The sequence below is a fragment of the Corallococcus sp. AB032C genome (genome assembly GCF_003668935.1).
Lineage (GTDB): Bacteria > Myxococcota > Myxococcia > Myxococcales > Myxococcaceae > Corallococcus > Corallococcus exiguus.
On the sequence record NZ_RAWP01000126.1, the window covers coordinates 1 to 25,564 of the forward strand.

Genomic DNA, 25,564 nt, shown 5'->3' on the forward strand with positions numbered 1-25,564 from the left:
CCCAAGCGCCAGCCGGTCAAGGCGGCCCCCGCCAAGCCCGCCCCGAAGCGTCGCTAGGGGACACAGCCGGGCTGGCTCCGGACAAGCACCTCAAGGGGAATATGGCCTCGCCGAGGGGATTGCATTATCCCTCGGCTCCCCTATGCGCACCTTTCGCAGCGGCCTGACCGCGCTCGCCCTCGTCGCCGGCCTCACCGGCTGCCCCCGGCCCTCCTCCGTCGTCGCGCCCCACGTGCTTGAGTCCGCCGCGGAGCGGGCCGGCCAGGCTGACGCGGAGGCGCGCACGCTCGCGTTCGCGGGCTTCCACGCGTACCTCGTCGCGGGCGACGTGAAGCTCGCCCAGCAGCGCTTCGACGCCGCCGTGCAGAAGGACCCCGGCGACCCGTACGCCCTGCAGGGACAGGCGCTGCTGGCCCGGCGCAATGGCCAGTCCGACCGCGCGCTCGCCGCGTCGCTGGAATTGGTGAAGCGCGCGCCCCGCCACCCGGTGGCCGTCATCGCCGCGCGCTACGTGCTGGACCGCGTGGGCACCTCTCGCGCGGAGGACGACAACATCCTCAAGGGCGTGGACGCCGCGCTCGCCGCGGGCGCCCGGGGCGAGACGGCCTACCTGCTGCGCGCCGCGCGCCTGTCGGTGGCGAGCCTGCGCGCGGACACGGCCACCCAGGCCCAGACGCTCAAGGACCTGGGCGGCGCGGGCGAGGCCACGCTGGTGGGGCCCTTCTCTCCCTTCCATGTGCTGGCCATCGACGAGCCCATCGCGCCGGAGAAGGACGGCTCCTTCGCGGGCCCCTTCACGGGCGCGTACGGCCCGCTGACGGCGCGCACGCTGCGCTCGCCGGACGGCCGGCTGGACCTGGGCGGCGAGCCCGGCCACGGGGACATGTACGCGCTGGGCATCGACGCGGAGGTGGCGCAGGCCGGCGTTTACGTGCTGCGCACGGTGAGCCAGACGTCGCACCGCGTGCTGATGGACGGCGCACCCGTGCTGGAGCGCCGCGACTGGGCGCGCACCGCGTCCACGGTGAGCGTGCGAGCGATGGAGCTCCCCGCCGGCAAGCACCGCTTCGTGGTGAAGATGTCCCGCGACAACACGCAGGGCGGCCTCTCCTTCGCGCTGCTGAAGGCGGACGGAAGCCCCTCCGGCGCGCGCCTCACCGCCGCCACCGGGCCCGCGCCGCGCTGGAACGCGAGCGCCCCGGGCGAGGTGGAGGCCCCGGACATGTACCCGGGCGCGGAGGACGTGGCCCAGGCGCTCCAGGGCGAGGCTGGCGAGACGCTGAGCAACTTCCTGGCGGTGCGCGACGGCCTGGCGCGCGACCTGGACGGCACCCACCGGCTGATGGCGAAGCTGGAGGCGACGACGCCCGCGCTGCTCACCCTGCGCGCGGAGCAGGCCGCGCAGGACCGCGGCATCCCGTCCAAGGTGGCGCGAGGCCGGGCCACGCGAGACCTGGAGGCGGCGCTGGCGAAGGACCCGGGCAACGTGGCCGCGCTGCTCTTGCGCGCGGACCTCTTCCTGGATGACGGCCAGCCGGCCACCGCGCTGGACACGCTGAAGACGGCGCGCGACGCGGTGAAGCCCGCGGGCTTCCCGGTGCACATCCTCCAGGCCCGCGCCGCGCTGGCGCTGGACGTGGATGCGCAGGCGGAGGTGGCCCTGGCCTCGGCGCTGGAAGCCCAGCCGGGCCTGTGCGAGGCGCTGGGGTTGCAGTCCTCGCTGGCGCGCCGTCGCGACGCGGTGACCCGCACCGACGAGCTGGTGAAGGCCCAGGAGGGCTGCCCTGGCGCGGACGCGCGGCGGGTGGACCACCTGCGCACGCGCGGCGACCTGGACGGCGCGGCCAAGGGCTACACGCAGCTGCTCTCGCAGGACCCGGACAACCTCACCACCGCGGCGGCGCTCTCCGGCGTCTACGTGAGCCAGCGCCGCTACGACGACGCGGCGAAGGTGCTCCAGACGCAGGCCGCCGTGTGGCCGCGCAACGCGGAAATCCTCAAGCGGCTGGCGGACGTGCGCGAGTACGCGGGCCAGGGCGCGGAGGCGCTGAAGCTGCGCGAGCAGGCGCTCAAGCTGGACGGCACGGACCTGTCGCTGCGCCGCGCGGTGGAGCGCGCCAAGACGGGCAAGGAGGTGCTGGCGGCGTACGCCATCGACGGCAAGGAGGCGCTCAAGGCCTACGAGGCGGCGCCCGTCACCGGCGGCAGCGCGGCGGCGTACGTGCTGGACGCGGCGGCGGTGCAGGTCTACCCGGACGGCTCGATCGTCAACCGCATCCACACCATCCAGAAGGCGCTGGAGCAGTCGGGCGTGCAGGAGATCGCGGAGGCGAACATCCCCCGCGGCGCCCAGGTGCTGGCGCTGCGCACGCTCAAGGCGGACGGCCGCGTGCTGGAGCCAGAGAACATCGAGGGCAAGGACACCATGAGCCTGCCCGGCGTGCAGGTCGGTGACTCCGTGGAGGTGGAGTACCTGCTGCCCGAAAGCGACCGCGGCCCCGCGCAGCCGGGCTTCACCGCGTCCGCGTTCTACTTCCAGATCGCCAACCAGCCGAACGCGTGGAGCACGTACACGGTGGTCGCGCCCAAGGGCAGCGGCATGAAGGTGGACGCGCACGGCATGAAGGCGCCGCCGCCGGAGGTGAAGGGCGACGTGGAGGTGTTCCACTACGACGCACGCCGCGTGCCGCCGTTCATCCCGGAGCCGGACGCACCGCCCTCTGGCAACGAGTACCTGCCCTTCGTGATGGTGGGCGCGGGTGAGACGGGCAACGACGGACTGGCGCGAGTGTACGGCGACGCGTTCCAGGACCGGTGGATCCGCACCTCGGAGGTGGAGGCGTTCGCGCGCCAGGCCACCGAGGGCAAGAAGGGCCTGGAGGCGGTGAAGGCGCTGCACTCCGCGGTGATGAAGCGCTTCTCCGGCCGCGACGCGAGCCTGGCGCAGTCCGCGGCCTCCACGGTGGCGCAGGACCGCGGCAGCCGGCTCACCGTGATGAAGGCGGGCCTGGAGACGCTGGGCATCCCGTCGCGCGTCGCGGCGATTCGCACCTTCAACACCGACCCGTCGCCGTACCTCTTCCCGGCGGACGCGCTGCTGCCCTACGCGGCGCTGCGCGTGGAGGTGCCGGGGGAGCAGCCGGTGTGGCTGGACACGTCCGTGCGCTACGGCCCCTTCGGCGAATTGCCGGAGACCGCCACGGGCGAGCGCGAGGCGTACCTGTTGCCGGAGCCCGGCAAGCCCCTGCAGAAGGTGAAGACGCCGCCGCTCAAGCCGCGCACGGGCAAGGACGTGAAGCTCACGCTGGAGCTGGGCGCGGACGGCAGCCTCAAGGGCCAGGGCGAGGAGGTCTACTCCGGCTTCGAGGCAGCTCAAATCGCCGAGGCGTTCGAGCAGCTCTCCGCGGAGAGCCGCAACCAGGCGCTGCAGGGCGCGGTGGCGCGCTACTTCGGCGGCGCGGAGCTGTCGTCCGTGAAGCTGGAGCACCAGGAGGTGGTGGGCGCGCCCTTCGTGCTGCGCTACGCGTTCACCGTGCCGCGCTTCGGTCGCCTGGAGGGCGACAGCCGGATGGCGCTGGGCCCCCTCACCTTCCCCGCGCTGCTGGGCAGGCGCTACGTGCAGCTGTCCACACGCACCACGCCGCTCTACATCGACGACACGGAGGCCAGCCGCACCAACGTCGCGGTCACCCTGCCCCAGGGCTGGAAGCTCAGCGATCCGCAGACGGGCCTGAAGGTGGACAGCCAGTTCGGCCACTACACCCGGTCGGAGAAGCAGGACGGACGCACGCTCAGCATCTCGGAGTCCTTCAACCTGCCCCGCGCCCGCGTCAGCCCGGCGGAGTACGAGAAGTTCTCCGGCTTCGCGGGTGACGTGGACCTGCTCCAGGTGCGCGAGCTGTTCCTCGTGAAGCAGTAGTCCTCGAGCCGCTTCCGCGCACCCGTCAGGGGTGCGCGGAGCCGGACCCGGTTGCCTGCCTAGGGTTGCTGGAAGATGGCGACGGTGGGCGTGCCGTCCTCGTTGATGTAGCCGCGATACATGCCGCTGGAGTTGAACGGCATGGCCACGTGGCCCTGGCGGTCCATGGCGATGACGCCGCCCTCGCCGCCGGCCTTCACCAGCACATCGTTGATGACGTAGTTGGCGGCCTCCGGCAGCGGCAGGTCCTGGTACTCGACGCGGGCGCAGATGTCGCGCGCCACCGTGTAGCGGATGAAGAACTCGCCGTGGCCCGTGGCGGAGACAGCGCAGCGCTCATCCGCGTAGGTGCCCGCGCCGATGATGGGCGCGTCCCCCACCCGGCCGAAGCGCTTGTTGGTCATGCCGCCCGTGGACGTGCCCGCCGCGAGGTTGCCGTCCATGTCCAACGCCACCGCGCCCACCGTGCCGAACTTGTGGTCCCCCGTGATGGGATCCACGCCCGGCGTCAGCGATGAGCCGGGCTGCGGCTGCGCGGGCGTCACAGGCTGCGCGGGCGTCGCGGGCGTCGCGCCTTGCTTGGGCAGCTGCGCTGGTGATGACGGCTGCGCGGACGTCGCGGGCTGGCCCGGCTGCGGCGCCGACGCGGGCGGCTGCTCGGGAGTCACCGGCTGTCCGGGCGTCACACCTGGAGTGGGCGGCTGGCCTGGTGCGGAGGGCTGTGCGGGCGACAGGCCCTGTGTGGACGGCTGCCCCTGTTCCGCGGGCGGTGCCCCCTTCGCCTTCTCCTGCTCCAGCGCGCGCTGGAGGCCCTGCCAGCGCTCCTCCGTGAAGAAGTACTTCGCGTCCACCAGGGGCATGCCCTGCGATTGCGCGAAGGCCTCCGCCCCGTCGCCCACCATCATCACGTGCGGCGACTTCTCCATCACCAACCGCGCCAGGTCGATGGGGTTCTGGATGTGATGGACACCGGCCACCGCGCCGGCCATGCGCGTCTTGCCGTCCATCACCGCCGCGTCCAGTTCGTTCACGCCGTCGTGGTTGAACACCGCGCCCTTGCCGGCGTTGAAGTACGGCGAGTCCTCCATCACGCGGATGGCCGCCGTCACCGCGTCCATGCTGCGACCGCCCTTCGCCAGCACCGCGTGCCCCGCCTGGAGCGCTTGCGTGAGCGCGGCGCGCATCGCGGCCTCGCGCTCCGGGGTCAGGTTCTCGCGAGAAATCACGCCCGCGCCGCCGTGGATGACCAGCCCCCACTTCGGCTTCACGCGCGGCGGCTCGTCCGTGCGCAGGGCCGCCTCGTCGCGCGCGGCGCCCGCCTGCGACGACGTGGCGCAGCCCAGTGGGGCCAGCAGCAGCGCGGTGCTCGCGAGCAGGCCGCGGTGCATCCGTGAAGAGAACGAGGGGGACATGCCGTGCGCCTCCAAAAGGGGGCCCGCGCTCAGGCGGACTGCCTTTGTCGTAAAGCCGTTCCCCCAAGGCGTCCAGCGCCGCCGCATGCCGCGCCGCACCAGCCCGCGAGAAGGCATCACCCCGGGCGCCTGCCTGTCCGCCTGCCCTCCGCTTCCCCTCCCGGAAGGGCATGACCACCGTACAGATTCGGGTTGTAGGGCATGCCCAGACATCAAGACATCGGGAGGACGGGGCAATGAAGAAGCTGAAGGGGATGCGGGTGGCCGTGCTGGCGGCGGATGGCTTCGAGCAGGTGGAGCTGACGCGGCCGGTGAAGCGCCTGGAGCGCGAAGGCGCAGGCGTCACCGTGGTCTCCCTTCACAAGGGCCGCATCCGGGGCATGAACCTGCTGGTGCCCGGCCGCAAGGTGCGCGTGGACGCGACGCTGCGCGACGTGAAGGCCGCGGACTTCGACGCGCTGCTCCTGCCCGGCGGCTTCATGAACCCGGACTTCCTCCGGCAGAGCGCCCTGGCGCTGGACTTCGTGAAAGACGCGGACCTGTTGGACCAACCCATCGCGGTCATCTGTCACGGGCCGTGGCTGCTCGCGTCGGCGGGGCTGCTGGAGGGCCGGCACCTGACGTCCTGGCCGGGCATCCGCAACGACCTGGAGAACGCGGGCGCGCACTGGACGGACGAGCCCGTGGTGCGCGACAGCAACTGGGTGTCCAGCCGGGGGCCGCACGACCTGCTCGCCTTCGAGCACGCGATGGTGGAGCTCTTCGCGGAGCGCATGTCACCCGCCATCGCCCGCCGCTCCTCGGAGGAAGCCGCGCCCCGCTGGCCCCGGTGGCTCGCGGGAGGGCTCGCCGCCGCGGCCACGCTGGGCCTGGTCGCCCGCGGCCGTAAAGCCCTGGGCTAGGGACGAGCGCTCACATCCAGCCCAGTTGGAGCCTTGCCACGTCCGACATGCGGCTCTGGTCCCACTGCGGTTCCCACACCAACTCGACGTGGGCCTCCTTCACGCCGGGCAGCGCGGACACCTTGGAGCGCACGTCCTCCACCAGCACCTGCCCCATGCCGCAGCCGGGCGCCGTCAGCGTCATCTCGATGTCCACGCGCTGTCCGCCCTCGTCCATCGGCGTGGCCTTGCACGTGTACACCAGCCCCAGCTCCACGATGTTCACCGGGATCTCCGGGTCGTAGACCGTGCGGAGCTGCTCCCAGACCTGCTCCTCGTGGAACTCGCCGGGCGTGACGCTCTCATCGGGCGTCTTCGCCTTGGCGGCGTACTCCTCGCCCAGCACCTCCGCGTTCTTCTCGTCGATGCGGAACAGCTGGCCGTACGGATCCTGCACCGTGACGTTGCCGCCCAGCGTCTGCACCACCGTCAACTCCGAGCCCGCCGGCAGCAACACCTTGTCCCCGCTGGGGATGAGCATCGCGTCCACGTCGCGCTCGATGACCGTCATCGCGCCTCGCATGACCCCTCCCTACTCCGTCGACACCGACGTGGAGCGGCCGTCCAGCGCCGCGTTCAGCGTGTGCCACGCCAGGCTCGCGCACTTCACCCGGGCCGGGAACTCGCTCACGCCCGACAGCACCGCGAGCTTGCCCAACGACTCCACGTCCACCTTGTCCGGCCCTTCGGTCACCAGCGTGTGCACGCGCTCGAAGAGGGCCTGCGCTTCTTCCCGGGTCTTGTCCTTCACCGCGCCCGTCATCAGCGACGCGGACGCCTTGGAGATGGCACAGCCCTGACCCTGGAAGCCGATGTCGCGGATGACGCCGTCCTCCAGCTTGAGCGTCACGGAGAGCTGGTCGCCACACAGCGGGTTGTAGCCCTCCGCCGCGCAGGTGGCGCCCTCCACCACCCGGAAGTTGCGCGGGCGCTTGGAGTGATCCAGCACCACCTCCTGGTACAGGTCCTTGAGGTCCGAGCTCACGCGAACACCTCCTTCACCTTGTGCAGGCCCTTCACCAGCGCGTCCACGTCCTCACGCGTGTTGTAGAGCGCCAGCGACGCGCGCGCCGTGGCCGCCACCCCGAAGCGCTGCATCAGCGGCTGGGCGCAGTGGTGCCCGGTGCGGATGCAGATGCCCTCCTGGTCCAGGATGGTGCCCACGTCGTGCGGGTGGACGTCCTCCAGCGTGAAGGACAACACGCCCGTCTTGTGCGGCGCCGTGCCCACCAGCTTGAGCCCCGGAATCGACTGGAGCGCGTCCGTCGCGTACGCGAGCAGCCACTGGTCGTGCTGGGACACGTTCTCCATGCCCACGGCTTCCAGATAGCGGATGGCCTCGGCCAGCCCCACCGCGCCCGCCATGTCCGGCGTGCCTGCCTCGAAGCGGTGCGGCACGCGGTTGTAGACGGTCTTCTCCATCGTCACGGAGAGGATCATGTCCCCGCCGCCCTGGTACGGCGGCAGCGACTCCAGCATGGCCAGCTTGCCGTACAGCACGCCGATGCCCGTGGGCCCGAAGAGCTTGTGTCCGCTGAAGGCGTAGAAGTCACAGCCCAGGTCCTGCACGTCCACCGGGAAGTGCGTCACCGACTGCGCCCCGTCCACCAGCACCGGGATGTTCTTCGCGTGCGCCTTGGCCACCAGCTCCTTGATGGGATTCACGGAGCCCAGCGCGTTGGACACGTGCGTAATCGCCAGCAGGCGGGTCTTCTCCGTGAGCAGCGCGTCCACGGTGTCCATGCGCAGCTCGCCGCGCTCGTCCACGGGAATCACGCGCAGCTTCGCGCCCGCCGCGTCGCACACCATCTGCCAGGGCACGATGTTGGAGTGGTGCTCCATGGCGGAGATGAGCACCTCGTCGCCCGGGCCCACGTGCTTGCGGCCGTAGGTGGCGGCCACCAGGTTGATGGCCTCCGTGGTGCCGCGCACGAAGATGACCTCGCGCACGTCCTTGGCGTGGATGAAGCGGCGCACCGTCTCGCGCGCGTCCTCGAAGGCCTGCGTGGCGCGCTCGGAGAGGATGTGCACGCCCCGGTGCACGTTCGCGTTGTCGTGCGTGTAGTAGCGCGTGATGGCGTCCAGCACCGCCTGCGGCTTCTGCCCCGTGGCCGCGCTGTCCAGGTACACCAGCGGCCGGCCCCGCACCTCCTGCCGGAGGATGGGGAAGTCCGCGCGCACTCGCGCCAGGTCGAATCCAGGGCCGCTCATCCCATCACCTCCGCCGAACCCGGCAGCTTCTCCGCGAGCAACGCCTCCACCCGCGCGCGCACCGGACCCTCCGGTACCGCGCGCACCAACTCGCTGGCGAAGGCCTGCGTCAGAATCCGCTCCGCCTCCACCTTCGGGATGCCGCGCGAGCGCAGGTAGAACAGCGCGTTGTCATCCAACCGGCCCACCGCCGTGCCGTGGGCGCACTTCACGTCGTCCGCGAAGATCTCCAACTGCGGCCGGGCGTCCACCTGCGCGCCCTCGGAGAGCAGCAGGTTGCGGCTCTGCTGGCTGGCGTCCGTCTTCTGCGCGTCCTCACGCACGCGGATCTTCCCGTGGAAGGTGCCGCGCGCGCGGTCGTCCAGCACGCCCTTGTAGAGTTCACGGCTGGAGCAGTGCGGCACCGCGTGGTCCAGGTCCGTGCGGTTGTCCAGGTGCTGCGTGCCCCGGCCCACGAACAGGCCGTTGAGCACGCACTCGCCGCCCTCGCCCGCGAAGGCCGCGTGCACTTCATTGCGAGCCAGCGCACCGCCAAACGAGAACGCATGCGACTGGAAGCGGCTGTCGCGCCCCTGCCGCGAGTACAACCCGCCCAGGTGCAGCGCGGTGTCACCCTCCGCCTGGAGCTTGAAGTGGCGCAGGCTGGCGTTGTCCCCCAGCGACACCTCCGTCACCGCGTTGGTGAACGTCGCGCCCGAGCCCAGGCTCGCGTACGTCTCCACCAGCGTGGCCTCGCTGCCTTCGCCCGCCACCACGACGATGCGCGGACTGGCCAGCACCGGCCCGTCGCCGCCGCGCGCAAGGAACAGCAACTGCACCGGCACCTCGCTCAGGGCGCGAGGCGCGAGCGTGAGCAGCGCGCCCTCTTCCAGCAGCGCCGCGTTGAGCGACGTGAAGGCATGCCCCGACGGCCGAGCGCGCTGGCCCAGCGTCTCCTGCAACAGCGCCCCGTCCTCGCGCAGCGCCTGCGACAGCGGCTTGAGCACCACGCCGCGCGGCAGCCCCGCGAGCACCGACAGCGCCGGCACGAATCTCCCATCCACGAACACGAGCCGTGGACCGGGCAGCGCCAGCCGCGCCACCGCCTGCGCTACGTCCTCGCCCACGGACACGTCCCGCACGGGCTGGAACGGATGCGACGACAGCGTGGCCACGGGCGTGTACTTCCACTCCTCGTCCTTGGACGTGGGCAGGCCGCGCGCCTGGAACTGGCTCAAGCCCTCCTCACGCAGCGCCTGGAGCCACGCAGGGACATCCGCGCGCGCCTGGAAGGCCCGGGCCAAGTCCACGTAGTGGGACGCGCTCATGGTCGCGCCTCCTTCGCCTTGGCCGCGCTGCCCTCCGCGCCAATCCAGCCGTAGCCCTTCTCCTCCAGCTCTAGCGCCAGCTCGCGTCCACCCGAGCGCACGATGCGGCCCGCCGCCATCACGTGCACGTGGTCCGGCACGATGTAGTCCAGGAGCCGCTGGTAGTGCGTAATCACCACCATCGCCCGGTCCTTCGCGCGCAGCGCGTTCACGCCACCCGCGACGATGCGCAGCGCATCGATGTCCAGGCCCGAGTCCGTCTCGTCCAGCAGCGCCAGCCGGGGCTGGAGCACCGCCATCTGGAAGATCTCGTTGCGCTTCTTCTCTCCGCCGGAGAAGCCCTCGTTCACGGAGCGGTTCATGAACGCCGCGTCCAACTGCACGAGCTTCGCCTTCTCCTTGGCCAGGGAGAGGAAGTCCATCGCGTCCAGCTCTTCCTCGCCCTTGGCGCGGCGCTGCGCGTTGAGCGCCGTGCGCAGGAAGTGCAGGTTGCCCACGCCGGGAATCTCCACCGGGTACTGGAACCCCAGGAACACGCCCGCCTTCGCGCGCTCCTCCGGCGGCGTGCCCAGCAGGTCCTTGCCGTCGAAGCGCACGGTGCCCTTCGTCACTTCGTACGTCTCACGCCCCGCCAGCACGCCCGCGAGCGTGCTCTTGCCGGAGCCGTTGGGGCCCATGATGGCGTGCACCTCACCAGCGCCCACCTCCAGGTTGATGCCCTTGAGGATGTCCTTGCCGCCCACGCGGGCATGCAGGTCCTGGATGCTCAACAACGACGCCATCATCCCACGCTCCCTTCCAGACTCACGCCCAAGAGCTTCTGCGCCTCCACGGCGAACTCCATGGGCAGCTCCTTGAAGACCTGCCGGCAGAAGCCGTTCACGATCATCGACACCGCGTCCTCCTGCGAGATGCCGCGCTGCCGGCAGTAGAAGAGCTGGTCCTCGCCAATCTTCGACGTGGACGCTTCGTGCTCCACCTGCGCGGTCGCGTTCTTCACCTCGATGTACGGCAGCGTGTGGGCGCCGCACTCGTCACCCAACAGCAGCGAATCGCACTGCGTGTAGTTGCGTGCGTTCGCCGCGCTCTTGAGCACCTTCACCAGGCCCCGGTACGTGTTCTGCCCGCGGCCGGCGGAGATGCCCTTGGACACGATGGTGGACCGGGTGTTCTTCCCGATGTGCACCATCTTCGTGCCCGTGTCCGCCTGCTGCCGGTGGTTGGTGAGCGCCACCGAGTAGAACTCGCCCACCGAGTCATCCCCCTTGAGGATGACGCTGGGGTACTTCCACGTAATCGCCGAGCCCGTCTCCACCTGGGTCCACGAAATCTTGGAGCGCTGGTGCGCGATGCCGCGCTTGGTGACGAAGTTGTAGATGCCGCCGCGCCCCTCCGCGTCGCCCGGGTACCAGTTCTGCACCGTGCTGTACTTGATGGACGCGCCGTCCAGCGCCACCAGCTCCACCACCGCCGCGTGCAGCTGGTTGGTGTCGCGCATGGGCGCGGTGCAGCCCTCCAGGTAGCTCACGGAGGCGCCTTCATCCGCGATGAGCAGCGTGCGCTCGAACTGGCCCGTGTCCGCCGCGTTGATGCGGAAGTACGTGGACAGCTCCATGGGGCACTTCACGCCCTTGGGCACGTAGCAGAACGAGCCGTCGCTGAAGACCGCGGAGTTGAGCGCCGCGAAGAAGTTGTCGGAGAAGGGCACCACCGTGCCCAGGTAGCGCTCCACCAACTCCGGGTGCTCACGCACCGCTTCGGAGAACGAGCAGAAGATGACGCCCGCCTTGTAGAGCTTCTCCCGGAACGTGGTGGCCACCGACACGGAGTCGAACACCGCGTCCACCGCCACGTTCTGCAGGCGCTTCTGCTCCTCCAGCGGGATGCCCAGCTTCTCGTAGGTGCGGAGGATTTCGGGGTCGACCTCCGACAGGCTGTCCTTCTTCGGCTTCTGCTTCGGCGCCGAGTAGTAGCGGATGGCCTGGTAGTCGATGGGGTTGTACTTCACCGCCTGCCACGACGGCTCCTTCAGCGTGAGCCAGTGGCGGTACGCCTTCAGGCGCCACTCCAGCATGAAGGCCGGCTCGTTCTTCTTCGCGGACAGGACGCGGATGACGTCCTCGTCCAGGCCGGGCGGCAGCGTGTCCGACTCCACCTGGGTGACGAAGCCCGCCTGGTAGCCCTTGCGGGTGAGTTCCTGGATGGTTTCGGTGGTGCTCATGAGCGGACTCCCGTGACGGAAGCGGGAGCGCTGATGGACGCCGGCAGGCCCAGGCCCACCAGCCGCTCCGGCATGCGGGGCGCGGGCGCGCGCAGGTCCGCGAGCGTCAGCTTCCCCAGCGCTTCCTGGATGGCTTGGTTGATGAGGCGCCAGTGGCCTCGCACCTGGCAGACGGATTCCAGCTCGCAGGGGCCCGCGGGCTTGCCCTGGTGCTGGCCACACTCCGTGAGGGACACCGGCCCCTCCAGCGCGGACACCAGCTCCGCCAGCGAGATGGCCTCCGCCGGACGCGCCAGGCCGTAGCCGCCATTCGCCCCCCGGTGCGACACCACCAGACCCGCCTGCAACAGGCCCTTCAGGACCTTGCTCGCGGACGGAAGGGCGACATGCGTGCGCGCCGCCAGCTCTCGCGTGGTGCGGGTTTCCCCGTCCGCGCGCGCCAGCTCGGTCATCAGCACGATGCCGTAGTCGGTCATCTTGCTCATCCGGAGCATGTAGGGGTGTCTCCTGTGGCTGTCCGCGGGCCCGATGCCCGCGACGGCCTCTTATGTAATGTGGACCTGTTCAGTCCACATTCAAATCCAGAGCGCTTCCCTGCCCGTTACGTCGGGTGCGGGTTCGCCGCACTCCACCGGGCAAGCTAGGGTGGAGCCGTCCGCTTTTTGAGTCCGACTCCCCCAAGGCGCCCCACCGAGGAGCCCACCGATGCGCCGTTCCCTCCCCCTCCTGCTCACCGCGCTGGCCCTGGCCCTGGTGGGTTGTGAGAAGAAGTCCGCCCCGGCCCCCGCGCCCGCGCCCGCCACGCAAGAGGGTGGCGCCACGGCCGCTCCGCCGGGACCTCCGCCGGCGGGCAGCATCCTCATTGGCGAGGTGGGCAGCCTCACCGGCTCCGAGGCCACCTTCGGCATCTCCGCGCGCAACGGCATCGACCTGGCGCTGCAGGAGGCCAACGCCGCGGGCGGCGTGCGCGGCCAGAAGCTGGTGGTGCGCGTCTACGACAGCCAGGGCCGGCCGGAGGAAGGCGCCCAGGCCGCCACGCGCCTCATCGCGCAGGACAAGGTGGTGGCGCTGCTGGGTGAAGCCGCGTCGTCCGTGTCCATGGCCATGGCGGACAAGGCGCAGGCGGGGAAGGTGCCCATGATTACGCCCACCTCCACCAGCCCGGAGGTGACGAAGAAGGGCGACTACATCTTCCGCGTCTGCTTCATCGACCCGTTCCAGGGCCTGGTGATGGCGAAGTTCGCGCGGGAGAACCTGAAGCTGTCCAAGGTCGCGGTGCTCACCGACAACAAGAGCGCCTTCTCCGTGGGGCTGGCGGAGGTCTTCAACCAGAAGTTCAAGGAGTTCGGCGGCACCATCGTCGGCAACGAGAGCTACTCCAAGGGCGACACGGACTTCCGCGCGCAGCTCACGTCCATCAAGAACCTGAAGCCGGAGGCGGTGTTCGTCCCGGGCTACTACACGGACGTGGGCATCATCGCGAGGCAGGCGCGCGAGGTGGGCCTGCGCGTGCCGCTGCTGGGCGGTGACGGCTGGGACTCCGACAAGCTGTACGAGCTGGGCGGCTCCGCGCTGGAGGGCAGCTACTTCTCCAACCACTACTCGCCGGACAACCCGGACCCCGTCGTGCAGAACTTCCTGAAGACGTACAAGGCCGCTTACGGAGCCGTGCCGGACAGCGTGGCGGTGCTGGCGTACGACGCCGCGCGCCTGCTGGTGGATGCCATGAAGCGCGCGCCGGACACCTCCGGGCCCGCGCTGCGCGACGCCATCGCGGCCACGAAGGACTTCCCGGGCGTGGCGGGCACCATCAACCTGGACGCCAACCGCGACGCTGTGAAGCAGGCCGTGGTGATGAAGGTGGAGGGCGGCAAGGCGGTGTTCGTCACCACCGTGAAGCCCTGAGCCGCTTCCGGCCGCCCGTCCCCGGCGTCAGGGGATGGGCGACTGGATGATGTAGTAGATGGACTGGAAGTAGGTGTTGAGGGCCCGCAGCAACTGGACGAGGAACGGCCAGCTCATCACCGTGAAGCCGAAGAACGCCGCCGTGATGACGCCGTACTCCGACATGGCCTGGCCGCGCTGGAGGGCCTGCTTCAGGCTAGTGCGCGTCTTCTTCACCGGGCGCCTCCATCGTCGTGCTGCCACCACCGCCCTTCTTGCCGGTGCGGCACTGGTTCATGCACTTGTCGCGCGCCTGGCCGGCGACCTTCATGCAGTAGGGGACCGCGTTCTTCGCCTTCTCCTTGCACACCTTCTCGAACTTCGCCTTGTCGTCCGCGCAGCGGCGCTCACAGCTGGCGCCAGCGAAGGCCTGCGGGGCCCACAGCAACGCGCCCACGCTCAGGGACAGGGCCAGGACCGGGTTCTTGAAACGCTTCATCGCTCGTCACTCTCTCCGCGCCGGGTTCACGGCGCGGCCTGGGCCCGCATCAGGGACAGGTGGAAGTCCACCGACTGCTGCGCGGTGGGTTGCCTCAAGGTGGCCTGTCCGCGCAGCCCCGTGCGCGTCAGGCTCAGCTGGGTCTCCTGGAAGCCCTGCTCCTCACGGGCCTCCGTCACGCTCCAGCCCTGGTCGCGCAGCTGCGCGCGGTAGGCCTGCTCCGCTTCGGAGAGCGTGGTGTCAGGCACCCGGCCCGACACGGTGATGCTGGTGGCGCCCTCCATCCGCAGGGACAGGGACGCCACGTCCTGAAGGCCCCGGGGCACCGGGATGCCCGAGGGCACCCGGCCGGCGCGCTCCAGGTAGTTGCGCATGCGCGCCGAGGAGACGAAGACCAGGGTTTCGCCCCCCTGGTGCAGCGTGGACATCAGCCGCACCTCGTCATCCTTCGGGACCCAGTAGCCCACGTAGCCGGCGTTGTCGTTGAAGCGCACGCCCACGACGGGCAGGCCCTCGTCCAAGATGACCTTGCGGTAGTGCTGCAGCACCTGGTCCGACGAGTCCTGCGTGGAGAACCACGCCACCGCGATGGGCGTGTCCGGCCCCAGGTAGTCCGCGGCCAGCGCCTCCGGGCGTCCGGCCTTGGGATAGGGCGGGAAGTACGTCAGCGTGCGGGCCAGGACGGCCTCGTCCCGCTTGGAGCGCGTGGGGCCGCTCTGCGCCGCCGTCGCCTCCTGGTCCAGTTCGTCCGCGGCGGCCTCCGCCCGCTCCAGCTCCGAGCGGGCGCCCCCGTAGCGCGCCTCCTCCATGCCCATGCCGATGAGGACGCCCGCCACCGCCACCGTCACCAGCACCGACGCGGTGCGAAAGGCGGGATGCGCGGTCAGCGCCTTCAGCACGACTCCGGATCCTTGCACCCCATGTACCACTCACCCCGCTGCCCGTGCTTATAGGTGTTCTGGTTCTTGTCGTTGTCCCAGTCACGCCACTCCTGGTTGAAGTAGCGGGTGCTGCCCTCCTGGTCCACGGTGTTGGCCGGGGTCTGCATGTTGGCCAGGTGCGGGTGGATGGACACGTACGGGTTGTTGGGCGAGTCCTCGAACATGAAGAGCATGGCGCCGTCCAGCAGGTCCTGCGTCAGCGCGCTGCGGAAGTCCATCATGCTGCTCTTCATGGCCATGGCGCCGGTGACGTTCGAGTACACGTAGTCCACGCGCTCGTAGAACTCACCGCTGGAGTCCGACGGGGAGATGTCCGCGTCCTCCGTCAGCGCCCAGGTGTCGGTGATGATGCTCATGCGCTGTTCCTTGAGGAAGTACGCATTGCCGCCCACGCCGGTGTCGCCCGTGCCCTGCTGCGCGTTCGAGTGGATGTCCCCCTCGCCCTTCCAGTTCTTCTTGGTCAGCGACACGCCCTTGCTGAACTCCGGCAGGAACTCCTCCGGCAGCAGGTAGTTCTCCACCACCGCGCGGGCGGAGCACTCGATGTAGCCGCCGTTGGTGAACTGGCCCTGGTACTGGCCGGCCAGGCCGCCCAGCGACGCCGCGCCGGTGTCCGGCGCCTCGCACGTCACCTGCTTGGCCTTGTCGTTCATCCAGCACACGTGGGCGACGACCGCCAGGTGGTGGTCCAGGTCCTCGCAGTCCGCGTAGTTGCTGCCGGACATGGCGTCCGGCCGGTCGATGCCGGACTCGTGGTCGCAGTAGGTGAGGCGGGCGTTGTGCTGCACGTTGGAGCTGCCGCCCTGGGGGCCGCTGCCACCGCCGCCGCTCTGCTTGAGCGCCTTGGTGTAGTCCTGCGTGGTGAAGTCCCAGATGGTCGTCACCGCGGCCTCCTGGGCATCCAGCGAGTAGCGCAGGAGGTCGTCCAGGAAGAGCGCGTACATGAAGATGGGGATGAGGACGATCATCGAGAGCGCCATCTCCACGGAGGCGGCGCCCCGGACGCGGCGGCTCCGCGGGTGCACGGCGCTCATAGGGCCAGGTCCTTGGCGCCCGCGAGGTCCGCCGCGTCGCTGTTGCCGGCGCGGTTGAGCACGCGCGAGGCTTCCTGCGCGGTGAACGGGTGCAGCTTCACGCGCCAGTAGGGGTTGAAGAGGCCCGGGGCCTCCTTCCAGCCGTTGGGGCCCAGGCGGTGGTAGTAGACGAGCGCCTTGGAGAGCGCCGCGCCCTCGCCGGGCGCCAGCTGCAGCTTTCCGTCGCCCTGGGCGCCGTGCGTGAGCGTGAAGGAGCCGGTGTCGTTGAGCTCCCACGGCGCCTTCTTCGGGTCACCCACGAAGAACTGCTTGGTGACGTAGCTGTAGACGTGCGGCTGGCCCCAGTCCGTGTCCGGGTTGTCGTCCGCGCGGAACTTCATGAAGCAGTTGCCGCTGGCCGTGCAGGACATCAGGTCCTTGGTGTTGATGCCCTTGAACTCGTCGTGCTGGCCGCTGTGGGCGCCGGAGGGCTCATGGCTGCCGCCGTTCTCGCTGCTCTCCACCACGGCCTTGTAGGTGCCCACGCCGAAGCCGTGGCGCCACTGCGACAGGAGGGTGCCGTGCTCGTCCGCGACCACGACCTTGCCCTCGTTGCCGGTGACCTGGCCGGGGCCGTGGATGTTGCTCTTCGTCTGCGCGACCTTGGCCGTGCCCTGGTGGCCCATGATGACGTGCGTGCCCTCACCCGGGATGTCCTTGAGCAGGTCCTTGATGAAGTCGCTTTTGAAGTAGGTGGGCAGCCCGTTCATGATGACGGGCAGGCTGCGGTTGGCGGCCCAGCTGGGGCGCGAGGCGTTGGAGATCTCCGTCATCACCTGGGCGCGGGCCTTGTTGCTGGAGTTGGCGCGCGAGCAGTTCATGCCATCCACCGCGCAGTCGAACTCCTCGCCGTTGAGCCCGCCCACGGACGAGTCGAGCGAGTTGGCGCCGGGGACGTTGTAGTCGGTCAGGTTCGACAGGTTCGCGGACTGTCCACCGCGCACGGCGCTGCGCGCCTTGTTGTGGGCGGACTTCTGCGAGTCATGGATGCTGTTCGCCATCTTGTTCAGGTCTTGGATGACCTTGTTGAACTTGTCCTCCACGTCCTTGACCTTGGAGTCGTAGTCGCTGGCCTTGGAGCTGTAGTCCATGGCGATCATCAGCGCTTCAATCGCGTCGAAGCAGTGCTGGAAGTTGTAGGGCGGGCACTGCGCCACCTCCAGGGCCGCGACGATGAAGAAGCTCATCTGCCCGGCGCGCATCATGTCGCCGGTGGCGCTGGCGGCGGCCATGTACGCGTGCGCGGACGTCATGCCCACGTAGGAGGACGCGATGGCCCGGTTGCTGGCCGCGTAGTAGTTGAGCGCGCGCGCCTCCACGACGCCCATGGAGTAGGCGAGCGCGTCGCTGTGCTGCTGCAGGCTCATCTTCTCCCGCAGGGCGTGGCTCAGGTTGAAGCTCAGCGTCGTCATCAACGCGAGCAGGAGGAACGACAGACACGCGAGCACCAGGGCCTGGCCCCGGTGGCGGCGCTTGGGCCGGGAGGCGGACCTCACGGTTCGAACGGGAAGATGCATTCGTTCTCCTCCGGAAGTTCCTTCTGGGTGAGGTAGATGTTGGAGTGCATCCGCATGATGTACGTGGCGCGGATGGGCAGGATGTAGAGCTTGTTGTCCGCCGCGGAGTCGTACTTGGACATCTTCTTGACGATGAACTCGTCGCGGTCCGAGTCCTTGCCCAGGCGCAAGACGTACGGCAGGTCCCGGCCGCGCGCGATGTTGTAGATGACCATGTCCGCGAACGGGATGGGCATGCGGTAGTTGAACGTCACCTGCACGCTCAGCTTGGTGCGCAGGCTGTCCGCCCAGCCGCCGTCTCCAGAGGCGACCTTCGGATCATCGAAGTCCATCTCCTTGTTGCCGTGGGAGCCGGAGCCCATGTTCCCCTTGAGGGGGCCGCAGATGGTGACCTCCGCGAACTTCAGGCCGGAGGCGTCGTTCATCTTGTTCTTGGAGATGTCCCCGGATTCGAACTTGGACTTGAAGTCACCGGCGCTGGTGATGGGCTTGATGATCTCCGCGCCCCCGCTGGCGGCCGTGCTCACCATGGGCAGCAGCACCGCCAGGGCGGCCTTCTCCATGGTGGGGATGTCCGCGTTGTGCAGGGAGCCGGCGCGCACGGCCTTGTAGGCCGCGTACTTCGTGAGGAGCCGCGCCTGGTGCATCAACCCCAGTTGGAGGATGCCCAGCAGCATGAACACGAACAGGGGCAAGACGATGGCCGTCTCCACCGCCGCCTGGCCTGATTCGTTGCCGCGCCTCATGCTTCGCCCCTGTACTGAAAATACCCCAAGGTGGGAGTCTTCCCGACCCATTGTGCCGTTACCATACCGCCCGTAGGTTCGGCGGGAATCGGCCAAGTGGCCGGGAATGCAGGCCCGCCCACCGGGCTTGCGGACATTATCGGGCCGGCCGGGGCCCTGGGTGCTTGACGCTGTGCGTATGCCATGGTTGGCACGGACATTCGCGTTGAGACGCAGGGAGACGAATCGCATGAACTGGCACGTGGCGAAGCGAATGGGCGTGGTGCTGGCGGTGGCGTTGCTGGCGGCCTGCAGCGATGACGGCGACGGGGGCGGCAAGGCGGACGGCGGTAGCTCCGATGGGGGCACCAACACCGGCAAGTCCCTGGGGCCGGGCCTGGGCCGTTCGAAGGACGACCCGACGGGGCAGGCCTTCGCGCTGCCGGCGGGGCTGACCCTGGAGAACCCCATCGTCGCCTACGTGCCGGAGAACCCCGAGGACTGCGACGACAAGTACTCGGACGAGGCCAATGGCAGCGGCGAGGAGGTGCGGGTGTGCCTCATCTTCAAGAACACCACGAGCTCGCCCATCACCGTGACGCTGCCGCCGGGGCTCATCCTCAAGTCGACCAACGACGACGTGCAGAACGGCATCATCGTGCAGACGATCAGCATCGTGGTGCCGCCGGGTGAGCGCTACTTCGCCCCGATGTTCGCCTACTGCGTCAACCAGGACCGCTCCACGACGGGCCTGGACGACCGGTACGAGCTGGGACCCGCCGTCACGCACAAGGACTTCCAGGAGGTGTTCTCGCTCCTGGCGGGCAAGAAGCTCACGCGTGAAGCCGCCGGTCGCGTCCAGACCGTGGTCCACCACGTGTCCCAAGGCGAGGGGCTGTCCGCCGCCGACCGCGCCACCCTGCAGAGCCTGTAGTCCCGAATCGCGGTCCTTCGTCCGGCGGGCCTTCACCGCCGCCGGGCAATCTCCTGGATGAGCGCAACGTAGCGGCGCTGCTGGGGGTTGAGCTTGAAGGCCTTGCGGAGGGCGTCCTCCGCGAGCGCCCACTGGCCCTCGCCCCGGGCAACGTCGCCCAGGAAGGCCCAGCCCTCTTCCAGGCCGGGCTCCTGGCGCGTCAGCTCCTGGAGCTCCTGGAGCACCAGCCGGCCGTGCGCCTCCGGCTTCATGAGGTAGCGCGCCCAGGCGCGGTGGGCCTGGTACAGAGGCCGGGGGTCGATGTCGCAGGCGTATTCGAAGTACTCGAAGGCGCCCGCGAAGTTGCGCGCCTCCAGGCGCCGCTTGGCCTCGTCGAACTGGGTGGTGGCGTCCAGCAGGTCCGTGCGGATGCGGAACTGCTCCGCGGTGGAGGGCCGGCCGGTGTTGCTGCGCGCCTTCTCCCGGTGCGCCTGCCGGCGCTTCTTCCACAGCGCGTTCTGCTCCGGCTCCGACAGCAAGCCGTAGGCCCGCGCGTACGCGGCGAGCATCCCTTCCGCCTTCTCCTTCAGCTCCGAGGTCTGGAAGCGCAGCGGAGAGAAGCGGTCCGCGGCGGCGAGGAACGCCTTGCGCAGCGCCACCGGCTGCACGTCCTCCGGCACGTCCAACAGCGCGAACGGATCCAGGCCGCGGTGGTTGAGGAACGCGCCCACGAGCGCGTTGCGCGCGGCCTCGTCCTCGTCCGCGAAGGGCGTGCCGGACGGGGCCTGCGCCGGCACGGGCACCGGCGTGGAGACGGGCTCCGGGGCGGGCGCGGCGGCGGGGGCCCGGCGGGCCAGCTCCTCGGCGCGCGCGTCCGCGTCCTCCGCGAAGCCCGCCACGCCCAGCAGGCACAGCGCGTAGAGCCGGCGCAGCACGGAGTCCATCTCGAAGCCGGTGCGCTCCAGCAGCTCGTTGAAGGTGGGCCGCTGGCGCAGGGCCTGGAACAGGCGCGCGTCCTTGGAGGACAGCTTGGGGGCGGACTCCACGCCGGGCATCTGTCCGAAGCGGCGGTCATCCGTGAAGGTGAAGTGCGTGGCGACGGTGTCGAAGGGCAGCTGGGTGGAGACGCCCGTGAGGATGAGCTGCGCGGTGTTGGCGCGCACGGTGGCGTCCGGGTGCTCCACGTCCGCGATGAGGCGGTACTTCGCCTCCGTCCAGCGGAAGCAGTCCAACAGCTTGTGCGCCAGGTTCGCCTGGAGCTGCTTGTAGAGGTCGAAGGGGCTGATGAGCCCCTTCTGCACGAGCAGCCCGCCCAGCTGCATGCCCGAGGACACGCTCTCCGCCAGGGACTTCTGGTAGTCGCCTTCAGTCAGGCGGCCCTTCTCCACCAGGTACTTGCCCAGCGTCTCGTGCAGGAGGTTGGAGTTGCACCCCACCGGCGCGCCGTCCTCGAAGGTGATGCGCTTCTCGCGCTGGCGCACCTTGAGCTCCAGCGTGCAGGTGCGCTCCTCCACCATCAGCGCATGCAAGAGCAGCGGGAAGGGCGTGTCCGCCAGCAGGCCCTCGCGCTGGCGCAACACCTGGGACGGCAGGGGGAACATGCGCGGAAAGCCTACTACTACTCCGCGTCGTCGCCGCCCATGTCGTCCGCGGCGTAGGGCTCATCCTCATAGACGCCGTAGGGGCCGTAGGTGTCGTGAGTGGGCAGGAAGCGGGTCAGGTACGCCCCCACGCCCATGAACACCAGGGCCACGGCGGCGTACGTCAGCGGGCGGGACGGACGGGCGCGGTACGCCCACCAGCGGTCGCGGCGCTTCTGGAAGCGCGGGGCGATGGCGTACTCGCGCCAGGCGGCGTCGCGGGCGTCCTTTGCCTCGATGTCCAGCCCCTCCTTGTCCAGCGCGCGCGACAGGAGCACGCGCCCCTCCACGGAGCCCTGACGCACCTGGAGGAAGCGCTCCAGGGCCTCACGCGCGCCCTTGAAGTCGCCGCGCAGGAGGCGGAAGCGGCCGCGCTCCAGGTCGATGGCGCCCTGGCGGTAGTCGGCGTCCAGGCGCTCGGCCTCGGTGAGCAGCAGCTCGCCCCGGGGCGCGTCGCCCGCGCCCAGGTAGGCCACGCCCAGGAGGTAGAGGGTGTCCACGTCATCGTCGCCCGCGTCCAGGTTGGGGCGCAGCAGGTCCACCGCCTCCTGGTAGCGCTTCTGGCCCACGCGGAGGTCGGCCAGCTCCGCGCGGGCGCGGCGGTCGTGGGTGTTGGTGAGGATGGTGCCCGCGAGGTCTCCCGCGCGCTGCCACCGCTTGAAGGCGCGCATGGGGCTGGGCAGCACCTGCAACGTGAACCGGTCCGCCGCGAACAGCAGCACGGCCAGCAGCCCCAGGGACAGCAGCGGGCTGCCCGTCAGCATGGTGAGGCCCATCCACAAGAACCACTTGGTCAGCACGGTCGAATCGTCCTTCCTGGAACCGCCTACAACAGCCGCGCGCAGATGGCGCTGTGCACGTCCGCCCCCCGCTCCGTCAGGGCCAGCCTGCGGCCATGACGCGTGGCGAAGCCGTGGGCCACCAGCCGCTCCACCTCCGCGCGCCGGGGCTCCACGGGCTGGCCGTATCGCTCACAGACGGCCTCCCAGTCCACCCCCGACACCAGGCGCAGGCCCATGCTCAGCCGCTCGGCGAAGAGCTCCTCGGGGCTCAGGTCCTCGCGGCTCGCCTCCGGGAGCCTCCCCTCCTCCACCGTGCGCAGGTAGGCCTCCGGGCTCCGGAGGTTCACGTAGCGGTGGGGCGTGGGGGACAGCAGCATGCCGGTGGCGCCCACGCCCAGCGCCAGGTACTCGCCGCCGGTCCAGTACAGCGCGTTGTGCCGGGAGCTGAAGCCGGGGCGCGCGTGGTTGGACACCTCGTAGCGGGTGAGGCCGTGCGCGCCGTACACGTCGCGCACCACCTGCGCCATGGCCACCACGTCGTCGTCCTCCGGCAGGAAGAGCTCACCGCGGTCCAGTTGCTTGGACAGCGGCGTGGACTCCGCCAGCACCTCGCGCTCCACCGTCAGCGCGTAGGTGGACAGGTGCTCCGGCTCCAGCGCCACCGCGCGCCGTGCGTCCGCCTCCACCTGCGCGACCGTCTGGCCGTGCACGCCGTAGATGAAGTCCATCGCCACCACCGGGAAATCGGCCTGACGCGCCGCCGCCACCGCGCCCTCCACCATGGCGGCGTCGTGCGCGCGGCCCAGCGCCTTCAGCGTCTGTGGCTGGAAGGACTGTACGCCCAGGGACAGCCGGTTGATGCCCGCGGCGCGGTAGCCGGCGAAGCGCTCCGCGTCCGCGCGCTCCGGGTTGCCCTCCAGCGAGACTTCCAGGCCGGGAGCGAGCGACATGCGCGCGGCGATGCCCTCCAGCACGCGCGCCACGTGGCGGGGGTGCCACAGGGAGGGCGTGCCGCCGCCCAGGAAGAGGGACTCCAGCGGCTTCGTGCGCAGCGACGGGTCCGCGGCGAGGCGCGCGTCCAGCTCCGCCAGCACCGCGTTCGCGTAGCGCTCCTCCGGCACCTGGCGCGCCACCGCCACGGCGAAGTCGCAGTAGGGGCACTTGGCCAGGCAGTACGGGAAGTGCAGGTACAGCCCGAAGCGGGCTGCCTGCATTCCCGTCAATGGGTCCGTGGGCGCGGCGAAGGACATGGAGGTCCAACCTCTACTTCAGGGCCTTCAATTGCGCTTCCAGCCGCGCCACCTTCGCCTTGGTGCTGGCAGCCGATTCGAGCGCTGCCTCGGCCGCCATCAGCTTGCGCTTCATGGAGGCCACGTCCGCCTTGAGCTGGTCGCGCTCCGCCGCCAGGTCCGCGGGCCCGTCCGCGCCGGCGGCAGGGGCCGCCGCGAGCTTCGCTTCGAGCGCCTGACGGGCCGCCTGCTCCGCCTTGAGCGAAGCGCTGACCTGGGCGAGCCGGGCTTCCAGCGAGGCCTTCTCCGACTGCCGCGCGTCGCCCGCCTGGGCCTGCGATTGGGACTCGCCGAGCTTCGCTTCCAGCGCGGCCCGCTCCACGTGCTCCGCTTCGAGCGCGGCGCGAGCCTCCTCGAGTTGCGACTCCAGCGCCGCCTTCACGCCCTGCTCCTCCAGCAGCGTGACGTCGGACTGCGCTAGCTTCGCCTCCAGCAGCGCCTTCGCGTTCTGCTCCGACGTGAGCTTCGCTTCGAGCGCGGCCTTCGCCGCGTCCAGGTCCTTCACGCGGGCCGCCTGCGCTTCGGCGACGCGCCGCTTGGACTCGGAGGCTTCCAGCGCGCCCTCCACCATCTTCACGCGCTGCTGGAGCCGGTCCACCTTGTCCGCTTCCGCGCGGGCCGCCTCCAGCTGCTCGCCGAGGGAGACCAGCTCATCGCGCTGGCCGTCATGTCCCGCGCTCAGCGCCTCGGCGCGGCCCTCGGCCTCGGCGGCCTGCACCCGGGCGTCCGCGATCTCGGCTTCCACCGCCTCACGGCGGGCGCGCTCCAGCGACAGCTCCTCCTGGACCTTGGCGACCAGGGCCTGCTGGCGCTGCACTTCCGCCTCGCGCTGGCCCGCGGCCGTCTCCAGCATGGACACGCGCGCGGAGTAACCCACGCGCTCCGCCTGCGTGGTGGCGAGCTTGCGCTCCACGGCGGCCAGCTGCTGCTGGTGCGCCTCACGCTCGGTCTGCGAGGCCGTGGACTGGGCGGTGAGCTCCGCCAGCTGGGCCTCCAACGCCGCCGCCTTCGCCTCGGCCTCGTGGACCCGGACCTCGGCCTCGTGCACCGCTTCGCCGAGCGCCGCCGCGTCCGACTCCATCCGGTCGCGCAGCGAGACCTGTTCGACCTCCGCGGCCTCCAACACCTCGCGCAGGGAGGCCAGCTCCGACTCGGTCATGCGCGCGCGGACCTCCGCGGCCTCGACCTCCGAGCGCGCGGCTTCACGCGCCTGGGCGACCTCCGCCTCCAGCTCGCGCACGCGCGCCTGGACCCGGGCGGCCTCCGCGGCGCGGCCCTCCAGGGCACTTCTGAGCGAGGGCAGCTCCGCGGCCTCCACCGTGCGCGCGGTGAGCGCGGCGCGCAGGCCCACCGCGTCCGCGTCCTTCAGCGCGAGCGCGCGCTCCAGCTCCGTCACCTGCGTCTGGAGCGTCTTGAGCCCGTCCTCCACCACCGCGAGCTGCCGGCGCGCGGCGTCCCGCTCGCCCTCCATCCCCTTCGCGTGGGTTTGCGCCTCCTCCAGCGAGCTGCGCGACCAGTCGCTTTCGCTCTCCAGGGCACCCATGGCGCCCTTCGCCTCCGAGAGCGCCGTCTCCAGCTGGCTGATGTTGAGCGCCTGCGCGTCGCGCTCGGTGGTCAGCCGCTCCACGTCCGCGAGCAGCGACTGGTACTGCTCCTGGACCGCCTCCAGCGCGCCCTGCGCCTCGGACTTGCCGGAGGCCAGCTCCGCCATGCGGTCCTGCGCGAGCCCCAGCGCCTCCTTCGCGCCGACCAGCTCCTCCGCCATCGACCCGCGCGACTCGCGCTCCGCGTGGAGCTCCTCCGTCAGCCGGGGGACCTCCGACTCCACCTCCGCCAGCGCGCGCGTGAGGTCCTTGCGGTCCGCCTCCGACGCGGCGAGCTCCGCCTCCAGCGAGGCGACCTTCGCCTGGGCCAACTTCAGCCGCTGCTCGTCCTGAGCCGACGGCGCCGGAGCCCCGCCGCCGCCTTCCTTGCGCGCCTTCTCAAGCGAGGCCTTGAGCTGGGTGACTTCGCCTTCGCGCTCGGCGTACAGCGCGCGCGCCCGGGCCAGGGTCTCCGTCTTCTGCTTCAGGATGCCCCGGAAGAACTCCAGCTTGTCCTCCGGCGAGCCCCCCATGGGCAGCCGGGGCTCGGCGGGCTCCGCGAACGGGTCCCCCTTGCCGGGGCTGCGCGCCGCGGCCGCCGGGGACGGAGGCGTGGTCGTGGGCAACCCTCCACCCCCGATGGGCGCGGGGTTCGTGGGCACCCGGGCTGCGGGCGCGGCGGCAGGGGCCGCGGGCAAGCCTACGGC

General features: G+C 70.4%; 22 protein-coding genes. 4 read left to right on the plus strand and 18 right to left on the minus strand.

Annotated features, from left to right (window positions below; translation table 11 throughout):
* Positions 1-142: 142 nt before the first annotated feature.
* Entirely contained in the window at positions 143-3,919 is a 3,777-nt protein-coding gene (locus D7X99_RS35980; RefSeq protein WP_121781707.1) for a tetratricopeptide repeat protein, read from the plus strand.
* A 59-nt stretch (positions 3,920-3,978) separates the two neighbouring features.
* On the opposite strand, the gene D7X99_RS35985 is transcribed toward D7X99_RS35980, so the two are convergent.
* Positions 3,979-5,331, minus strand: coding sequence for an isoaspartyl peptidase/L-asparaginase family protein (locus D7X99_RS35985; RefSeq protein ID WP_233613978.1), 1,353 nt, complete (start codon positions 5,329-5,331; stop codon positions 3,979-3,981).
* A gap of 236 nt (positions 5,332-5,567) precedes the next feature.
* Between D7X99_RS35985 and D7X99_RS35990 the strand changes: the two genes are divergently transcribed.
* On the plus strand, positions 5,568-6,233 hold the full coding sequence (locus D7X99_RS35990; RefSeq protein ID WP_121781708.1) for a type 1 glutamine amidotransferase domain-containing protein: 666 nt from the start codon (positions 5,568-5,570) through the stop codon (positions 6,231-6,233).
* A 10-nt stretch (positions 6,234-6,243) separates the two neighbouring features.
* Here the strand turns inward: D7X99_RS35990 and sufT are convergent, their stop codons facing one another.
* The 7 genes from sufT to D7X99_RS36025 are packed head-to-tail and all read right to left on the minus strand — an operon-like array spanning position 6,244 to position 12,505.
* On the minus strand, positions 6,244-6,795 hold the full coding sequence (gene sufT / locus D7X99_RS35995; RefSeq protein ID WP_121781709.1) for a putative Fe-S cluster assembly protein SufT: 552 nt from the start codon (positions 6,793-6,795) through the stop codon (positions 6,244-6,246).
* A 9-nt stretch (positions 6,796-6,804) separates the two neighbouring features.
* On the minus strand, positions 6,805-7,257 hold the full coding sequence (gene sufU, locus D7X99_RS36000; protein WP_121781710.1) for a Fe-S cluster assembly sulfur transfer protein SufU: 453 nt from the start codon (positions 7,255-7,257) through the stop codon (positions 6,805-6,807).
* On the minus strand, positions 7,254-8,483 hold the full coding sequence (locus D7X99_RS36005; RefSeq protein WP_121781711.1) for a cysteine desulfurase: 1,230 nt from the start codon (positions 8,481-8,483) through the stop codon (positions 7,254-7,256). Before D7X99_RS36005 ends, sufU begins: the two co-directional genes overlap by 4 nt.
* A complete protein-coding gene (gene sufD, locus D7X99_RS36010) occupies positions 8,480-9,790 on the minus strand; it encodes a Fe-S cluster assembly protein SufD (RefSeq protein ID WP_121781712.1) in 1,311 nt (436 codons plus the stop codon). Before sufD ends, D7X99_RS36005 begins: the two co-directional genes overlap by 4 nt.
* Entirely contained in the window at positions 9,787-10,572 is a 786-nt protein-coding gene (gene sufC / locus D7X99_RS36015; protein ID WP_121781724.1) for a Fe-S cluster assembly ATPase SufC, read from the minus strand. The genes sufD and sufC overlap by 4 nt, the downstream gene beginning before the upstream one ends.
* Positions 10,572-12,011, minus strand: a complete 1,440-nt coding sequence (gene sufB / locus D7X99_RS36020) for a Fe-S cluster assembly protein SufB (protein WP_120580582.1) — start codon at positions 12,009-12,011, stop codon at positions 10,572-10,574. The genes sufC and sufB overlap by 1 nt, the downstream gene beginning before the upstream one ends.
* Entirely contained in the window at positions 12,008-12,505 is a 498-nt protein-coding gene (locus tag D7X99_RS36025; protein ID WP_120580581.1) for an SUF system Fe-S cluster assembly regulator, read from the minus strand. Before D7X99_RS36025 ends, sufB begins: the two co-directional genes overlap by 4 nt.
* Positions 12,506-12,716: 211 nt before the next feature.
* Between D7X99_RS36025 and D7X99_RS36030 the strand changes: the two genes are divergently transcribed.
* Complete coding sequence (locus D7X99_RS36030; RefSeq protein WP_121781713.1) at positions 12,717-13,916, plus strand: ABC transporter substrate-binding protein; 1,200 nt, start codon at positions 12,717-12,719, stop codon at positions 13,914-13,916.
* Between the two features lie 27 nt (positions 13,917-13,943).
* Here the strand turns inward: D7X99_RS36030 and D7X99_RS36035 are convergent, their stop codons facing one another.
* The 6 genes from D7X99_RS36035 to D7X99_RS36060 are packed head-to-tail and all read right to left on the minus strand — an operon-like array spanning position 13,944 to position 18,671.
* Positions 13,944-14,132, minus strand: coding sequence for a hypothetical protein (locus D7X99_RS36035; RefSeq protein WP_120580559.1), 189 nt, complete (start codon positions 14,130-14,132; stop codon positions 13,944-13,946).
* A complete protein-coding gene (locus D7X99_RS36040) occupies positions 14,113-14,394 on the minus strand; it encodes a hypothetical protein (RefSeq protein WP_121781714.1) in 282 nt (93 codons plus the stop codon). The genes D7X99_RS36035 and D7X99_RS36040 overlap by 20 nt, the downstream gene beginning before the upstream one ends.
* Before the next feature lie 26 nt (positions 14,395-14,420).
* On the minus strand, positions 14,421-15,293 hold the full coding sequence (locus tag D7X99_RS36045) for a hypothetical protein (RefSeq protein WP_121781715.1): 873 nt from the start codon (positions 15,291-15,293) through the stop codon (positions 14,421-14,423).
* Positions 15,287-16,369, minus strand: a complete 1,083-nt coding sequence (locus tag D7X99_RS36050; protein WP_121781716.1) for a hypothetical protein — start codon at positions 16,367-16,369, stop codon at positions 15,287-15,289. The genes D7X99_RS36045 and D7X99_RS36050 overlap by 7 nt, the downstream gene beginning before the upstream one ends.
* The gene (locus tag D7X99_RS36055; protein ID WP_346729732.1) at positions 16,366-17,904 is read right to left on the minus strand and encodes a hypothetical protein; all 1,539 of its coding nucleotides are present in this window, start codon (positions 17,902-17,904) and stop codon (positions 16,366-16,368) included. The genes D7X99_RS36050 and D7X99_RS36055 overlap by 4 nt, the downstream gene beginning before the upstream one ends.
* Positions 17,901-18,671, minus strand: a complete 771-nt coding sequence (locus tag D7X99_RS36060; protein ID WP_121781718.1) for a TadE/TadG family type IV pilus assembly protein — start codon at positions 18,669-18,671, stop codon at positions 17,901-17,903. The genes D7X99_RS36055 and D7X99_RS36060 overlap by 4 nt, the downstream gene beginning before the upstream one ends.
* Positions 18,672-18,900: 229 nt before the next feature.
* Here D7X99_RS36060 and D7X99_RS36065 point away from each other — a divergent pair, with 229 nt between their 5' ends.
* A complete protein-coding gene (locus D7X99_RS36065) occupies positions 18,901-19,584 on the plus strand; it encodes a hypothetical protein (protein WP_121781719.1) in 684 nt (227 codons plus the stop codon).
* 32 nt (positions 19,585-19,616) lie between these two features.
* Here D7X99_RS36065 and D7X99_RS36070 read toward each other — a convergent pair whose 3' ends face one another.
* The 4 genes from D7X99_RS36070 to D7X99_RS44555 form a co-directional block, all read right to left on the minus strand.
* Positions 19,617-21,164, minus strand: a complete 1,548-nt coding sequence (locus tag D7X99_RS36070) for a DUF4388 domain-containing protein (protein WP_121781720.1) — start codon at positions 21,162-21,164, stop codon at positions 19,617-19,619.
* A 17-nt stretch (positions 21,165-21,181) separates the two neighbouring features.
* Complete coding sequence (locus tag D7X99_RS36075) at positions 21,182-22,000, minus strand: lipopolysaccharide assembly protein LapB (RefSeq protein ID WP_233613980.1); 819 nt, start codon at positions 21,998-22,000, stop codon at positions 21,182-21,184.
* Between the two features lie 29 nt (positions 22,001-22,029).
* Positions 22,030-23,235 carry a radical SAM family heme chaperone HemW gene (hemW, locus tag D7X99_RS36080; protein ID WP_121781722.1) on the minus strand — a complete coding sequence of 402 codons (1,206 nt, stop codon included), beginning with the start codon at positions 23,233-23,235 and terminating at the stop codon, positions 22,030-22,032.
* A gap of 13 nt (positions 23,236-23,248) precedes the next feature.
* Positions 23,249-25,564 (minus strand): plectin 1 isoform 8 (locus tag D7X99_RS44555; protein WP_216671946.1); only part of this gene is annotated, 2,316 nt, incomplete at its 5' end.